This window comes from Nocardioides sp. NPDC054178, assembly GCF_055585005.1.
Genome location: NZ_JBVJKY010000001.1, coordinates 242,642 through 257,980, shown reverse-complemented (window position 1 = coordinate 257,980; position 15,339 = coordinate 242,642). Strand labels below are relative to the sequence as shown.

Here is a 15,339-nt window from a genome sequence, read left to right as displayed (position 1 = left end):
GGCGGAGGGGTCAGGTGGTGGTGGCGAGGACCAGGGGATGGACGGTGGCGGCGCCGGCGTCGAGCAGGGCGCGGGCGGCGAGGGTGACGGTCCAGCCGGTCGCGATGCGGTCGTCGATGAGGAGTACGTCGGCGCCCGGTGGGACATCGGCGTGGAGCGAGAAGCGGCGGCCGATGGCGGCGACGCGCTGGGCGGAGTTGGAGGCGCCCTGGCCGGGGCCGACGTCGGGGTCGACGATGGCCCACGAGCCGAGGACCGGGACGCGAAGATAGCGCGAGAGGCCTTCGGCGAAGTCGCGGGTGAGGGTGGGACGGGTGGCGGACTCGACGTAGACGATGCCACCGACCCGGGGCCGCCAGTCACCTAGGACCTCGACCACCGCCCGCACGAGCGGCACCGGAACAGGGCCGTCCTGGGCGGGTTCGCGGAAGAGGTCGCGCAGCGCCTGGCCGTAGCCGAGGTCGGTCAGCCGCGCGACCGCGCGACCCTCGAGCGGACCCTCCTTGATCTTGCCCTTGAGCGCGATGCCGAGCCGATCGAGACCGGTGGGCCACATCTTCTTCGGCTCCACGACGACTCCGGGACGCGACAGTCGCGCCGAGGCCTCCTCGACCGCACCCTCGGAGACCGACGACGTCACCGCGAAGCCACCGCAGTTGTCGCACCGGCCGCAGTCGACGGCGCCCGGATCGTCGAGCTGCTCGCGCAGGAACCGCATCCGGCACTGGTCGGTCGAGATGTAGGCGAGCATGGCGTCCTGCTCCCGGCGCCGGGCCTCGGCGACCCGCGCGTACCGCTCCGCGTCGTAGTCCCACGGGACTCCGGTCGCCTCCCAGCCACCACCGACCCGGCGAGCGGCGCCGTCGACGTCGAGCACCTTGAGCATCTGCTCGAGGCGCGACCGCGACAGGTCGACGTACGTCTCCAGCGCCTGCGTCGACAAGGCCCTGCCCGCCTCGGAGAGGACGCCCAGGGTCTGGCGCACCTGCTCCTCCCGCGGGAAGGCCAGCGATGCGAAGTAGGCCCAGATGTCGCGGTCCTCGATGCCGGGGAGCAGCACGACAGAGGCGTCGGAGGTGCCACGGCCGGCGCGGCCGACCTGCTGGTAGTAGGAGACGGGCGAGGAGGGCGCGCCCATGTTGACCACGAACCCGAGCGTCGCGTCGAAGCCCATCCCCAGCGCCGAGGTCGCCACCAGCGCCTTGACCTTCCCGGCGGCCAGCGACTCCTCCAGCTCGGCCCGCTCGGCCGCCTCCGTACGCCCCGAGTAGGCGGCCACGTCATGGCCTCGGGAGCGCAGATAGTCGGCGATCTCCTCGGTCGCGGCCACGGTCAGGCAGTAGACGATGCCGGAGCCGGGCTGCTCGGAGAGATGGTCGGAGAGCCAGGCGAGCCGCTGCTCGGGGGTCTTCAGCGTGACCACCCCGAGCCGCAGCGACTCCCGGTCCAGCGATCCCCGGAGCACGAGAACCCCCGAACCCATCTGCTCGGCGACGTCCGCGGTCACCCGGGAGTTGGCGGTGGCGGTCGTCGCAAGCACCGGGATCCCCTCGGGAAGATCGGCCAGCAGTGTGCGGATCCGGCGGTAGTCGGGCCGGAAGTCGTGCCCCCAGTCGGAGATGCAGTGAGCCTCGTCGACCACCAGCAGGCCGCACTCGGCCGCCAGCCGGGGCAGCACCGCGTCGCGGAACTTCGGGTTGTTGAGCCGCTCGGGCGAGACCAGCAGGACGTCGATCTCGCCCGCGTGGATGGCTTCCTCGATCGAGGCCCAGTCCTCGGGGTTGGTCGAGTTGATCGTCACCGCCCGGATCCCGGCCCGCTGCGCCGCCGCGATCTGGTTGCGCATCAGCGCGAGCAGCGGCGAGACGATCACGGTCGGCCCGAGACCCGCCTCGCGGAGCAGCAGCGTGGCCACGAAGTAGACCGCCGACTTCCCCCAACCGGTCTTCTGCACGACCAGCGCCCGGCGACGCTCGACGGCGAGCGCCGAGATCGCCGACCACTGGTCCTCGCGCAGCGTCGCGTCATCGCGGCCCACGAGGGCACGCAGATGCGCCTCGGCACGAGCACGTACGTCGGTGGCCAGATCAGTCATGCACCTAGGTCTACCAGGGACCACCGACTACTTCCCCAGCGCCAACATCGGCCAGTCGGAGAGGTCGCTCAGCATCTGACGATCGTGCGTGGCCACCACGACCGCCGCCTGCGTCGACCGCAGAGCGGCCGTCAGCTCGTCGACCAGCCCGGCCGAGAGATGGTTCGTCGGCTCGTCCAAGATCAGCAGCTGCGGACGCGAGGCCAGCCGCAGCGCCAGCTCGAGCCGCCGCTGCTGCCCCTGGGACAGCTGCGTTGCAGGCGTACGCCGCGCCTCGGCGTCCACGAGTCCGGTCGACCGCAGCGACGGGACCGCCCGTTCTGGCACCACCCCGGCGGCGACCAGCCGGCCGCAGTGCCGATCGTAGATCTCGGCTGCGGTCAGCCCCGGATCCCAGGACGGCTCCTCCTGTCCGACCAGCGCGACCCGCGTTCCCGCCGAGGTCCGCACCGACCCCGCCGACGGCACCAGGATCCCGCTCATGACCTGCAGCAACGTCGACTTGCCGGCGCCGTTCGGTCCGGTGACCAGCAACCGGTCGCCGGCGTCGATCTCGACGGAGACGGGCCCGTCCACGCGGCCCGGAACACTGACCGCGTCACACCGCAACAGGGTGCCCGCTCCCGGCGAGAGCACGGGAAAGCCCAGCGACATGGGCGGCTCCGGCACAGAGATGCGGTGCGCCTCGAGCGCCGCGAGGTCGCGGTTGAAGGACCGCACCAACCCCGGCGCACGAGTCTGTCGCTGATGCTTCCCGGTGCCCTTCGGCGGCCGCCAGCCGGTGCTCAGCCGATCCCGCGCCGCGGAGACCGAGTCCTGCAGACGCCGGTGCTCCTCCTGCTGGGCCGCATGGTCCTGCTCCCAGCGCTCCCGGTCGCGACGGCGGCCGTCCTGCCAGCCCAGGTAGCCCCCGGCATAGGTCCTGGGCCGACCGTCCTCGCTCGGGTCCAGGTCGAGGAACTCCTCACCGACCGCACGCAGCAGCGCGCGGTCGTGAGAGACGAGCACGACGCCCCCGGCATGTGCCCGGATCCGCTCGGTCAGGAACGCCAGCCCGGACGCGTCGAGGTGGTTGGTCGGCTCGTCGAGCACGAGGAGGTCGTGGTGCGCCCCGAGCAGGCAGGCCAGCCGCACCCGGTAGCGCTGGCCGACCGACAACGTCACCAGCTCGCGGGCAGGGTCGGTGCAGGCACCGAGCGCCTCGAGAGCGATCTGCACCCGGCGGTCGGCGTCCCAGGCATCCAGCATGGTCGCGCGCTCCAGCGCGGCGGCGTACGTCCCGGACGTGTCCGCCGGGTCTTCGGACAGCGCCACCGCAGCCTCGTCGAGCGACCGGAGCGCGGCGTGCGACTCGGCCAGCGCGGCCGAGGTGAGGGTGCCGACGGTGTCCCCAGGACGTACGTCCAGGGCCTGCTGCGCCAGACCGAGCCTGCCGTGCCGCTGGACACGGCCGGCGTCGGGGACGAGCAGTCCGGCGAGGACATGGAGGAGGGTGGTCTTGCCCCGGCCGTTCTCGCCGACGACGGCCAACCGGGACCGGTTGGCGGCGGAGACGGTCAGGGAGACGTCACGCAGGACGGGGCGCCCGCCCCGGGTGACCGAGATGTCCTCGGCGCGCAGGTGGGCAGAGGTGTGGTGGGTCTGTACAGACACGACAGTGAACTTCCAGCTCGCATACGGGAGCCGGGAGCGCGATGGCAGCTACCCGGCAGAGGGCCGGACAGCGGCGGGAGTATGCCTCGGAGCGCCGCCGTCAGGCGACGGGACGCAGGCGCATGTAGGCGATACCGGAGTGCATGCCTCCACGGTAGCCAGCCACGACCCGTCCACGCGAACCGTTATTCACCCAGGTGCACATGACAACGCCGAGCCGGCGCTGTTGGTCCTCCCCCACGGGGACCCGCAGAACCGGCCCGGCATCTCCAGTATGCGTCCAATCGCCGCACCGACATAACCACACGCCCGAATTCGTACTTTAGTTACCAAAAGCGGTCGACGACGCCCTCTTTTGAAGGGAGGGCGCCGTCGAAACCGCTGGTGGAGAGGAGGGATTCAGGTCAGCTCACGGAGACCGCGGTCCACGTCGCCTCGACGGCCGCGACCTCGGGGCTGGAGGCACCGTAGAGGTCCGAGGCCGCCTTCACCGTCGCGTCGCGCGCACCGGCGTAGTCGGTGGTCGAGGTGAAGTAGGTCGAGTTGGCACGGAACCAGATCTGCTCCGCCTTGTCGCGACCGATCCCGGCGATGGTCGAGCCGTCACAGGTCGTGCTCGAGTGCTCGACCCCACCGATCGTCTTCGCACCCGAGCCCTCGGAGAGCAGGTAGAAGAAGTGGTTGCCGACACCGCTGGAGTAGTGGACGTCGAGGTCACCGGTCGAGGAGGACCAGCAGTTGACCGAGTTGCCGTCGAAGGACGGGTTGTCCATCCGGCGCAGCGGGTCGCCACCGTCGAGGATGAAGGACTCACCGATCAGGTAGTCGCCCTGGTCCTCGGCATTGTCGGCGTAGAACTCGACCGCCGTCCCGAAGATGTCCGAGGTGGACTCGTTCAGCCCGCCGGACTCACCGGAGTACTCCAGGCCCGAGGTGTGCTCGGTGACACCGTGGGTCATCTCGTGGCCCGCGACGTCCAGCGAGACCAGCGGGCCGTAGCCGACACCGTCGCCGTCGCCGTACGTCATCTTCTCGCCGTCCCAGAAGGCGTTGACGTAGCCGTTGCCGTAGTGGACCCGGTTGTAGGAGCCCGAGCCGTCACCGAAGATGCCGTCGCGGGCGTGGACGTTCTTGAAGTAGTCCCAGGTGACGTTGGTGCCGTACTGCGCGTCAGCCGCCGCGGTCGCCCGGTCGGCGTTGGAGCCGGTGCCGAAGGTCGTGGTCGGGCTGGTGACCACCGTCCCGGCCGCGCACCCGAACCCGAGGAGCTGGCACAGCAGGCTGTCCTCGGCGTTGTTCATGTCGGTCGTGTAGGTGCCGCCACGGGTCTCGTCACGCAGCTCGTACTTCGAGCCGTTCTGCTTCACCTGCAGCGGGACGGTCCCGGAGTAGAGGGTGTTGCCCTCGCCGTCGATGGTGTGGATGCCCTCGACCCGGCGCAGCACCTTGCCGGAGGCCGCGTCGACGTAGCTCGCGAGGCGCGAGGGGGTACCGTCGGCCTGCTTGCCCTTGGTGGTCACCCGCCAGGCCAGCGTCGGGGTGCCGTCGACCGCGTCGACGACGAGCTCGGGCGCGTACTTCTTGTCGGCCTGGAGGTCGGTGATCGTCTTGGTGACGGCGTCCAGGGTCAGCGCGGCCTTGGTGGCCACGGGCCCGGTGATGGCCGGCTTCACCGAGAGGTCGAGCACCTTGGTCAGCCCCTGGGAGACCGAGGTCAGGGTGCCGGCCTTGCTCTGGTGGGCGACCAGGTCGCCGCCGACGACCTCGAGGCCCTCGTACGTCCGGTTCATCCGAACATGGGTGGCACCGTTGGCGTCCTTCAGGGTCACCACGGGCTCGAGCTCCTGGCCCGCACCGACCTTCCAGGTGGACGGCTTGCTCGTCAGGGCGCTGATGGCCTTGTCCGCGATCGACTCGTCGTCGATGACCTTCTGAGCGGCCAGGGTCTCAGGCGTGATGGTGGAGGCAGAGCCGGCAGGGGTGGCGCCGGCTGGGCTTCCGAAGGAGGCGATGAAGGCAGTTCCTGCAACAGCGGCGGCGGTTGCCGCTCCCGCTACTCGAGCAATACGCATCGTGGGGTTCTCCTCGATTGTGGGGACCAGGATGCACGGAATCCTTGCACCAGAATCGATACCGAGAAGAAACAATTTCCTGCAATGCGGATTTATGAGGCCGCCTCCCCGCGTAACTCCTTTACGTTGTTATCGAATATTAACCAATACCCCTACCTGCACGGGTCACCAGATCCGTACGCGGTCCTCCGGATCGAGCCACAGTCCGTCGCCCGGAGCGGTGCCGAAGACCTCGTGGAACTCGTCCAGGTTGCGCGCGATGTTGGCACGGAACTCCGGCGGGCTGTGCGGGTCGATGGTCAGGTACTGCTGCGCCTGCTCCTTGCGGCGCACCGTACGCCAGACGTAGGCCCAGTTGAGGAAGAGCCGCTGCCGGTCGCCGACCCCGGCGGAACCACCGGTGGCGAGCATGTAGGCGGTGTGCGCGATCGTCAGACCACCGAGGTCGCCGATGTTCTCACCGACGGTCAGCGCACCGTTGACGAACTCGCCCGGGAGATCCCGCGGCGACAGTGCCGAGTACTGCTCGATGAGCGCCTTGGTCTTCACCTCGAAGGCCGCCTTGTCCTCCGGCGACCACCAGTCCTGCATGTTGCCGTCGCCGTCGAACTGGGCACCCTGGTCGTCGAAGCCGTGGCCGACCTCGTGGCCGATCACCGCGCCGATGCCGCCGTAGTTCTCCGCCGGGTGGGCGTCCTTGTCGAAGAACGGGCGCTGCAGGATGCCGGCCGGGAAGCAGATCTCGTTGGTGCCGGGGTTGTAGTAGGCGTTGACCGTCTGCGGCAGCATGAACCACTCGTCGCGGTCCACCGGGCCGCCGAGCTTGCCGAGCTGCCGGTCGGTCTCGAAGACGCTCGCCGCGGAGACGTTGCCGATCAGGTCGCCCTTGCTGATCTGCAGCGCCGAGTAGTCGCGCCACTTCGACGGGTAGCCGATCTTCGGCGTGAACTTGTCGAGCTTCTCGTACGCCTTCTCCTTGGTCTCCTCGCCCATCCAGTCGAGCTCGGAGATCGACTTGCGATAGGCCTCCAGGAGGTTGTGGACGAGCTCGTCCATCTGGGCCTTCGCCTCGGGCGGGAAGTGGCGCGCGGCGTACTCCTTGCCGACCGCCTCGCCGAGGGCGCCCTCGACGATCGCGACGCCCCGCTTCCAGCGTTCGCGCAGCTCGGGGGTGCCGTTGAGGGTGCGCCCGTAGAAGTCGAAGTTGGTCTCGACGAAGTCGTCGGTCAGGTAGGGCGCCGCCCAGCGCAGCACGTGGAAGTAGAGCCACAGCTTCCAGTCGTCGATGTCGACCTCGCCGAGCACGGTGGAGAGGTGGGCGAAGAAGGACGGCTGCCGCACGACCACCTCACCGAGCACCGCCTCGGTGGTCAGCTTCGAGCCGGAGAGGTTGCGGACGTACGCATCCCAGTTGAAGCCGGGGGCCAGCTCGCGCAGCTCGGCGAGGGTCAGCAGGTTGTAGGTCTTCTGCTTGTCGCGGGTCTCCTCACGCGCCCAGTGGCCCTCGGCCAGACGGGTGTCGATCCGGATGATCGTCTCGGCGGCCGCACGCGGGTCGGGGTGCTCGGCGAGGGTGTAGAGCCGCTCGAGGTAGTCGGCGTACTTCCCGAGCACCTCGGCGAACTTCTCGTCGAAGTAGTAGTCCTTGTCGGGCAGCCCGAGGCCACCCTGGAGCAGGTTGAAGATGTAGCGGTCGGAGGCCTTGTCGTCGTTGTCGACGTAGGACCCGAACAGCCCGTGCCCGCCGATCCGCTCGACCTCGCCCAGGAACGCCGCCAGGTCGTCCGCGTCGCGGAGCCCGTCCACGGCAGCCCTCAGGCCATCGAGAGGACGTACGCCGCGCGCGGCCACCCCCTCCTCGTCCATGAAGCTCGCGAAGAGGTCGCCGATCTTCTGGGCGTCGCTGCCCGGCTCGCCGCCGGAGGCCGCCAGCTCCTCGATGATCGCGCGCACGTCCTTCTCGGCCTGGTCGGCGAGCATCACGAACGGCCCCCAGCTGGACCGGTCGGACGGAATCTCGACCTCCCGGAGCCAGGTGCCGTTGACGAACCCGAACAGGTCGTCCTGCGGCCGGATGTTGTCGTCCATGCCCGGGCGGGCGTCATCAAGAATCGTCACAGGCCCCAGCGTAGATGCGGCATCCCAAGCGGGTGGGCAACAACCCCAGGGTCAGCCCGGTTTGACGATGCGGTTCATCTCGAAGTGCATGGGGTCGGTCCACTTCCAGTTGCCGCCCCAGGTGAAGCCCCAGCGCTCGAAGATGGAGACGACGGTGCGGTCCATCTCGCCCACGGTGCCGCGCTGGTTGCCGGCGGTGTTGAGGTCGACGGCGGTGCCAAAGGCGTGGTTGGAGAGCTGGGTGGTGTTGGCGATGAAGCGGGGGTAGTAGCAGCCGGCGTACTGCTTCGGGTCGATCGTCTTGGCCAGGCCGCGGTCGACGACCTCCTGCAGCGCGGCGCGCAGCTGCGGGATCATCACCTTGTTGCAGGTCACCGAGCCGAGGATCGGCACCTGGGCGGTCACGATGTGGGAGCTCACCCAGCTCGCGGCCGGGGTGATGGTGCCGTCGCCGTTGGCCCGGTAGGTGTAGTTGCCGACGGCCTCGGCGACGGTGCCGACGACGTACGCCTTCTGGGGAGCGTTGGGGTCGAGACCCGCGCGGGCGACGACGTCGAGGCGCTGGACCGAGGCGTCCGAGCCGACGACCTTCTGGATCGGCTTGACGACGCGGTTGGGGGCGATGGCGGCGGTGGAGACGATGAGCGCGTTGCCCTTCTCCATGCCCATCTCCTCGCCCCACTTGTGGTTGACGACGGCCGCGGCGAGCCCCGGCGGCTGGGGAGCGTAGGCGCCGACGTGGACGGAGGCGGCGTCCTTCTTGGAGCCGAGCCTCACGAACCCGTCCTTGTCGGCCGGGAGCTCGTCCTGACGCTCGGGGTCGATCGCCACCTCGCCGCCGGCGACGCGCTGCCAGACCTCGTCGGAGTCGGCGCTCTGGAAGGGGGCGAAGTTGCGGTAGGTCGACGGGTCGACGGCGACCACCTTCACCAGCCGTCCCTCGACGCTGACCTGGGCCATCGAGATCTGCTCGACGCCGGAGACGCCGTCGAGTCCCCGGATCTTCTTGACGTCGCCGGAGGAGAGGGTGTCCTCGGAGAGGATCAGCAGGTCGGTGGAGTGCAGCGTGCCCTCGCGCTTGCCGGGGATGTCGACGGCGTGGGAGGGGTCGGCGACGGGGCTCTCGTCCTTCGCGGGCTTGCTGGCGCTGGGGCTGCTGCTCGGCGAGCCCGAGCCGGGCTTCGACGGCTCGCCCGCACAGGCTGCCAGGGTCACCACGAGGACCGCGCCGATCGCCGCGGTCGCTCTCAACGAGACCTTTCGCATCCTTTACCTCCCCGCAGGAAGGTTAGGCGAGGGCCGGTGAGCACCCAACTCACGGGTAACTCAGGCAAGGACGCGCGACAACAGCCAGGCGATGTCGTCGGCGGTCTCGTCGGGCGACTTGGTGGGCTGCATGACGTGGCTGAGCACGACCCGCACGACCGTCTCGATGGCGACATCCGCCTGGTGGTCGCTCAGCCCGTGGTCGAACCTCTCGATGTGCTCGTGGATGATCTCGGTCGCGTAGCCGAGCAGCCCCTCGCTGTGGCTGGTCAGGTAGGGCAGCAGCTCGGTGTCGGCGCCGTGGGTCGCCGAGACCACCGCGTGCAGCAGCTTGTTGTCCTGGGCACGGTCGAGGACGGCGTACGTCGCCTGGCGGATCGCCGGGAGGAAGTCGTCCTCCTGGTCGAAGGCCGCGCTCACCACGGCGAGGAACTGCTCGAGCTCACGCAGGATCAGCGACTTCGCCAGCGCCGGCTTGGCGCCGATGTCGTTGTAGACCGTCTGCCGGCTGACCCCGCACCGCTCGGCGATGCGCGACATCGTCACGCTCGCCCATCCCGTCTCGGTGGTCATCTCGACGGCAGCGTCGAGGATCCGCTGCCGCGTGGTGGTCTCAGGTCGGCGGTCCCCCATGGGCGCCAAGTCTAGTGGCCCTCCGGCACGGCGAGGTGAACCAGCCCACATTGTTTTGCACCCAATACCCCCAGGGTGCAAGAATGCACTCTATGAGTGAAAGTGCAACGTCGTGAAGCGGCTCGAGGGGACCCCCAAGGCGATCCACCGTGCCGCGCTCGAGCTCACCGAGGAGTTCGGCTACGACGGGTGGACCATGGACCATCTCGCCGACCGCGTCGGCGTCTCGCGGCGTACGTTGTTCAACCACGTCCCGGGCAAGATGGACGCCGTCCTCGGCCCCGATCACGACCCGGACCCGGCGCTGGTCTCGACGTTCGTGGAGGGCGGGCCGACCGGCGAGCTGCGCGCCGACCTCTGCGCCCTGGTCCGCACGCTGCTCGAGGCCGACCACATCGACGGCGAGGAGCTCCGGCTCGTTCGGCACGTCCTCGTCCGCAACCCCCAGGTGCACGAGGCGGCACACGGCCGTTTCGAGAAGGGCACCCACCACTTCGCCGAGGTGCTCTCCGCGCGCGAGGGCAACAGCATGTCTCCGGAGCTCGCCGGAGTCCTCCTCAAGCTCGTGATCGTCGTCTTCGACGCCGCGCTCGACCGCTATCTCGAGAACCCGTCGGACGGCACCGTCGCCGACCACTTCACCCGGATCTTCGACGACCTCGTCGATCTCTTCTGACCTACCTAGGGAGAACCCCTGATGGCCAAGCTGCTCTATCGACTCGGAAAGACCGCCTACCGGCGATGGCCGGTGTTCATCGCCGCCTGGCTGGTGGTGATCATCGGCATCGGCGCCGTGGCGACCACGATGTCCAAGCCGATGTCCACGACCTTCACCATGCCCGGCCTCGAGTCGGTCGAGGCCGCCGAGGAGCTGCCCGAGATCATGGGCACCGAAGGCGGTTCGGTGCTCGACGCCGCCTCGATCGAGGTGGTCGTCGCCGCTCCCGAGGGCGAGACCCTCACGACTCCCGAGAACCAGGCAGCGGTGAACGACCTCGTCACGAAGCTCGCCGCGCTCGACGACGTACCCGACCAGATCTCCTACCTCTGGACGCCGGAGATGGCCGAGGCCGCGGCTCCGGCGACCGCGAAGGCGATGTCGGCCGAGAGCGGCCAGGAGGTGACGACGCAGCAGGCGCTGCAGATGCTGCTCGGTCAGCTCCAAGCCCAGCCGACGCTGTCCGAGGACGGCCGGATCGGCCTCATCTCGACCGAGTTCGAGGACCTCGAGGCGACCGACGTGACTCCCGAGATGCAGCAGGAGGTCACCGATGTCGTCGAGGACGCCGCCGAGGCCTCCGGCCTGCAGATCGAGGTGCGCGGCCAGGGCATGCAGGTCATGGAGATCGGCAGCGCCAGCTCGGAGCTGTTCGGCATCATCATCGCCCTGTTCATCCTGCTGATCACATTCGGCTCGTTCGTGGCCGCCGGCCTCCCGATCATCACCGCGGGCGTCGGCGTCGGCATCGGCACGATGGGCATCACCGCCCTGACCGCCTTCACCGACGTCTCCTCGACGACCCCGATGCTCGCCACGATGATCGGTCTGGCGGTCGGGATCGACTACGCCCTCTTCATCCTGTCGCGCTACCGCAGCGAGCTCGACCACACCGACGACCGCGAGGAAGCGATCGGCATCGCGGTCGGCACCGCCGGCTCCGCGGTCGTCTTCGCCGGCCTGACCGTCGTCATCGCCCTCGCCGCGCTCAGCGTCGTCGGCATCCCGTTCCTGACCGCGATGGGTCTCGGCGCCGCCGTCACCGTCGTGGTCGCGGTCCTGGTCGCGCTCACCCTGCTGCCCGCGATCCTCGGCCTGTTCAAGTCGAAGGCCTTCGGCCTGACCGTACGCCGCTACAACCCGAAGCGTGAGGCCGACGGCCACATCCTCAACAACGGCGTACGTTGGGCCCGGTTCATCGGCAAGGCGCCGATCGTGTGGGTGCTGATCGCCGTCGTCGGCCTCGGTTCGCTGGCCATCCCGTTCAAGGACCTGCACCTGGGCATGCCGGGCGACGGCACCGCTCCGGCGGACAGCTCGCGCCGCCAGGCGGTCGAGCTGGTGGAAGAGGGCTTCGGCCCGGGCCGCCTCGACCCGATGATGCTCGTGGTCGACGCCCGCGACATGTCCGGTGACACGGCCGCGAAGCAGAAGGCGTACGCCGAGGTCGCCGACTGGGCCGCCTCGCTGGACGGCGTGGCGAAGGTGGTCCCGCCCTCGGGCAACGACAACGGCGCGGTCATCCTGATCGAGCCGGAGACCGCCCCGGAGGACGAGGCGACCGAAGATCTGCTCGCCGACCTGCGTGACGGCGAGAGTGCGATCGAGGAGGCGACCGGCACCGACCTCGCGGTCACCGGCACCTCGGCGATCATGTCCGACATCTCCGAGAAGCTCAACGACGCGCTGCTGCCCTACCTCGCGATCGTGATCGGCTTGGCGTTCATCCTGCTGATGCTCGTCTTCCGCTCGATCCTGGTGCCGCTGACCGCGACCCTCGGCTTCCTGCTCTCGGTCCTGGCCACGCTCGGGGCCACGGTCGCGATCTTCCAGGAGGGCGCCTTCGGCATCTTCGAGGGCCAGCCGATCGTCAGCTTCATCCCGATCTTCCTGATCGGGCTGGTCTTCGGGCTGGCGATGGACTACCAGGTCTTCCTGGTGACCCGGATCCGCGAGGCCCACGTCCACGGCGCCTCCTACCGCGAGGCCGTGGTCGACGGGTTCCGCAACTCGGCCCGCGTCGTCACCGCCGCGGCGCTGATCATGACCGCGGTGTTCTCCGGCTTCATCCTGATGGACGACCCGATCATCAAGTCGATGGGCTTCGCGCTCTCGGCGGCGGTCGTCTTCGACGCCTTCATCGTGCGGATGCTCCTCATCCCGACGCTGATGTACCTGATGAAGGAGAAGGCCTGGTGGCTGCCGAAGTGGCTCGACCGGATCCTTCCCAACGTCGATGTCGAGGGCGAGAGCCTGGAGCGGCACTACCTCGCCGACCGCTACGCCGAGGAGCCGCGGGAACCCGAGCTCGCGAAGCGCTGAGCGTCGCCCGGCAGCAGACAGCCCCCGGTCTCGTACGAGGCTGGGGGCTGTCGCCGTCCGAGGACGGCTACGCGACGGAGTCCGAGGCGAGAGGCACGAAGTCGACCTTCTCGCGCACGCCGCAGTCCGGGCAGCACCAGTCGTCCGGCACGTCCCCCCACGATGTGCCGGCGGCGAACCCTTCTGCCTCGTTGCCCTCCTCCACCCGGTAGGTGTAGCCGCACCCGGGACAGCGGGCGGCCAGCACCTCCTGGCCGATGACCTGCGCGACGGTCTCGTCGCCGGCCTCGGCACGATCCGCGACGGGCGCGGGATACCTCGCCAGGATCCGGTCCCGCTTGCGCGGCAGGATGTTGGCCCGCGACATGTCGCCGTCGAAGTGCGCGAGCACCCGGGGGTCCATCACCCGGCGCCACAGCGGCGGCACCATCGCGAGCAGGATCATCCCGGCATAGCCGGTCGGCAGCACCGGGGACTCCCGGTAGTCACGCAGGGTCTGGTAGCGGCGTACCGGGTTGGCGTGGTGGTCGCTGTGGCGCTGCAGGTGGTAGAGCAGCACGTTGGTGGCGATGTTGTTGGAGTTCCAGGAGTGGCTGGGGTCGACGCGCTCGTAGCGTCGGCCGACGCGTTGCCGCAGCATCCCGTAGTGCTCCATGTAGTTGATCACCTCGAGCAGCGAGAACCCGACGACCGCCTGGATCACCAGGAACGGGACCACCGCCGGCCCGAGCCAGACGATCAGCGCGCCCCAGAGCACGGCCGACATCAGCCAGGCGTTGAGCACGTCGTTGCCGATCCGGAACGGGTGCTGGTCGCGGCGGGCGTACCTCTTCTTCTCCAGCCTCCACGCGCTCTTCAACGACCCCGAGACCGTGCGCGGCCAGAAGGTGTAGAAGGACTCGCCGACCTTGGCCGAGGCCGGGTCCTCGGGTGTCGCGACGCGGACGTGGTGGCCGCGGTTGTGCTCGATGTAGAAGTGGCCGTAGAAGCTCTGCGCGAGCGCGACCTTGGAGAGCCAGCGCTCGACGTCCTCGCGCTTGTGGCCGAGCTCGTGGGCGGTGTTGATGCCGATCCCGCCGATGCAGCCGACCGAGATCGCCAGCCCGACCCGGTCGACCATGCTCAGCGTGTGGCCGTCGAAGGCGCCGTGAGCCGCGATGGCCATGCCGCCGAGGAAGACGGCGTACTGCAGCGGGAGGTAGGAGTAGACGATCCAGCGGTAGTACCGGTCGTTCTCCAGCGCCTCGATCATGTCGTCGGGCGGGTTGGACTGGTCGAGCCCCGCGAACAGGTCGATCGCCGGCACCACGACGAGGATGATGATCGGCCCGGTCCACAGGAACGCGCCGATGTCGGTGAGATGCCAGCCGCCGATCGCGATGAACCCGAGCAGCGGCACCACCAGACCCAGCAGCCACAGATAGCGCTTCTTGTCGCGCCACTGCTCGGTGGAACCGTCGGGCACGGTGCTGTTGGCGATCTCCATCGTCGTCTCCCTTGACAAATCAGGATGATCTGTCAAGTGTCGTACGTCCCGTCGGCGCTTGTAAATAGGATGGACGCATGACGACGAGCCTGCCCTTCGGCATCGACTTCGGCGGCACGGGCATCAAGGGTGCCCCGATCGATCTCGCCACCGGCGAGTTCGCCGCGGAACGCGTACGCATCCCGACCCCTGAACACTCGACCCCGGAAGCCATCGCCGAGATCTTCGTGGGCCTGCTGGCCCAGTTCCCGGACTACGACGGGAAGGTGGGCGTGACCGTCCCCGGCGTCGTACGCCACGGGGTGGTCCACTCCGCGGCCAACATCGACAAGTCCTGGATCGGCGCCGACGCGGACGCGATCTTCACCGCGGCCACCGGGCGCGACGTGCACGTGGTCAACGACGCCGACGCCGCCGGCCTGGCCGAGGTCCGCTACGGCGCTGCCAAGGGTCGCCGGGGGCTGGTCATCATGACCACGCTCGGCACCGGCATCGGCTCGGCGCTCCTCTACGACGGCGTGCTCGTGCCCAACTCCGAGCTCGGCCACCTCGAGCTCGACGGCCACGACGCAGAGACCCGTGCCTCCAACGTCGCCCGCAAGCGCGAGGAGCTCTCCTGGAAGCACTGGGCCAAGCGGCTGCGGAAGTACTACCAGCACCTGGAGATGCTCTTCTCCCCCGACCTATTCCTGGTCGGCGGAGGAGTCTCGAAGGAGGCGGCGGAATTCCTGCCGCTGCTGGAGCTGGACACCGAGATCATCCCGGCGAAGCTGCTCAACACCGCGGGAGCCGTCGGGGCCGCGCTGTACGCCGAAGAGCTCGCCACCGACTGACGACGGCGGCGGGGCCACCGGCGGGCGCGGCGCCGGTCGATCCCACGGAGCACCCGCCTTCCTCGTCTCCTTCACCTGCGCGAGGAACGCCTTCCGGTCCGCCCGCCGTCGCCGGGCCGCGGCGATCCGGCGCTGAGCGGCCG

At 69.2% G+C, this 15,339-nt stretch carries 10 protein-coding genes; 3 read left to right on the top strand and 7 right to left on the bottom strand.

Annotated elements, in window-relative coordinates:
- Positions 1-10: 10 nt before the first annotated feature.
- The 6 genes from ACZ6WN_RS01270 to ACZ6WN_RS01245 all read right to left on the bottom strand — a co-directional run bounded on the left by ACZ6WN_RS01270 (position 11) and on the right by ACZ6WN_RS01245 (position 9,837).
- Positions 11-2,095 carry a DEAD/DEAH box helicase gene (locus ACZ6WN_RS01270; protein WP_465862185.1) on the bottom strand — a complete coding sequence of 695 codons (2,085 nt, stop codon included), beginning with the start codon at positions 2,093-2,095 and terminating at the stop codon, positions 11-13.
- Positions 2,096-2,122: 27 nt separating this feature from the next.
- A complete protein-coding gene (locus tag ACZ6WN_RS01265) occupies positions 2,123-3,748 on the bottom strand; it encodes an ABC-F family ATP-binding cassette domain-containing protein (protein WP_465862184.1) in 1,626 nt (541 codons plus the stop codon).
- Positions 3,749-4,152: 404 nt separating this feature from the next.
- Positions 4,153-5,820 (bottom strand): M4 family metallopeptidase, encoded by a 1,668-nt coding sequence (locus tag ACZ6WN_RS01260; protein WP_465862183.1) that lies wholly within the window; start codon positions 5,818-5,820, stop codon positions 4,153-4,155.
- Between the two features lie 165 nt (positions 5,821-5,985).
- Positions 5,986-7,938, bottom strand: a complete 1,953-nt coding sequence (locus ACZ6WN_RS01255; protein ID WP_465862182.1) for a M13 family metallopeptidase — start codon at positions 7,936-7,938, stop codon at positions 5,986-5,988.
- Positions 7,939-7,989: 51 nt separating this feature from the next.
- The gene (locus ACZ6WN_RS01250; protein WP_465862180.1) at positions 7,990-9,204 is read right to left on the bottom strand and encodes a M15 family metallopeptidase; all 1,215 of its coding nucleotides are present in this window, start codon (positions 9,202-9,204) and stop codon (positions 7,990-7,992) included.
- Between the two features lie 60 nt (positions 9,205-9,264).
- Positions 9,265-9,837, bottom strand: coding sequence for a TetR/AcrR family transcriptional regulator (locus ACZ6WN_RS01245; RefSeq protein ID WP_465862179.1), 573 nt, complete (start codon positions 9,835-9,837; stop codon positions 9,265-9,267).
- A 112-nt stretch (positions 9,838-9,949) separates the two neighbouring features.
- Here ACZ6WN_RS01245 and ACZ6WN_RS01240 point away from each other — a divergent pair, with 112 nt between their 5' ends.
- Positions 9,950-10,513: a TetR/AcrR family transcriptional regulator gene (locus tag ACZ6WN_RS01240; protein ID WP_465862177.1), complete on the top strand. Its 564-nt coding sequence runs from the start codon at positions 9,950-9,952 to the stop codon at positions 10,511-10,513.
- A 21-nt stretch (positions 10,514-10,534) separates the two neighbouring features.
- Complete coding sequence (locus ACZ6WN_RS01235; protein ID WP_465862175.1) at positions 10,535-12,877, top strand: MMPL family transporter; 2,343 nt, start codon at positions 10,535-10,537, stop codon at positions 12,875-12,877.
- Positions 12,878-12,944: 67 nt separating this feature from the next.
- Here the strand turns inward: ACZ6WN_RS01235 and ACZ6WN_RS01230 are convergent, their stop codons facing one another.
- Positions 12,945-14,363 (bottom strand): fatty acid desaturase, encoded by a 1,419-nt coding sequence (locus tag ACZ6WN_RS01230; RefSeq protein ID WP_465862174.1) that lies wholly within the window; start codon positions 14,361-14,363, stop codon positions 12,945-12,947.
- Positions 14,364-14,440: 77 nt separating this feature from the next.
- Here ACZ6WN_RS01230 and ppgK point away from each other — a divergent pair, with 77 nt between their 5' ends.
- The gene (gene ppgK / locus ACZ6WN_RS01225; protein ID WP_465862173.1) at positions 14,441-15,196 is read left to right on the top strand and encodes a polyphosphate--glucose phosphotransferase; all 756 of its coding nucleotides are present in this window, start codon (positions 14,441-14,443) and stop codon (positions 15,194-15,196) included.
- Positions 15,197-15,339 lie beyond the last annotated feature (143 nt).

Coding starts and splice junctions, on each gene's coding strand:
- ACZ6WN_RS01270 (WP_465862185.1), bottom strand. CDS start 2,095: ATGACTGATCTGGCCACCGACGTACGTGCTCGTGCCGAGGCGCATCTG.
- ACZ6WN_RS01260 (WP_465862183.1), bottom strand. CDS start 5,820: ATGCGTATTGCTCGAGTAGCGGGAGCGGCAACCGCCGCCGCTGTTGCA.
- ACZ6WN_RS01250 (WP_465862180.1), bottom strand. CDS start 9,204: ATGCGAAAGGTCTCGTTGAGAGCGACCGCGGCGATCGGCGCGGTCCTC.
- ACZ6WN_RS01245 (WP_465862179.1), bottom strand. CDS start 9,837: ATGGGGGACCGCCGACCTGAGACCACCACGCGGCAGCGGATCCTCGAC.
- ACZ6WN_RS01235 (WP_465862175.1), top strand. CDS start 10,535: ATGGCCAAGCTGCTCTATCGACTCGGAAAGACCGCCTACCGGCGATGG.
- ACZ6WN_RS01230 (WP_465862174.1), bottom strand. CDS start 14,363: ATGGAGATCGCCAACAGCACCGTGCCCGACGGTTCCACCGAGCAGTGG.
- ppgK (WP_465862173.1), top strand. CDS start 14,441: ATGACGACGAGCCTGCCCTTCGGCATCGACTTCGGCGGCACGGGCATC.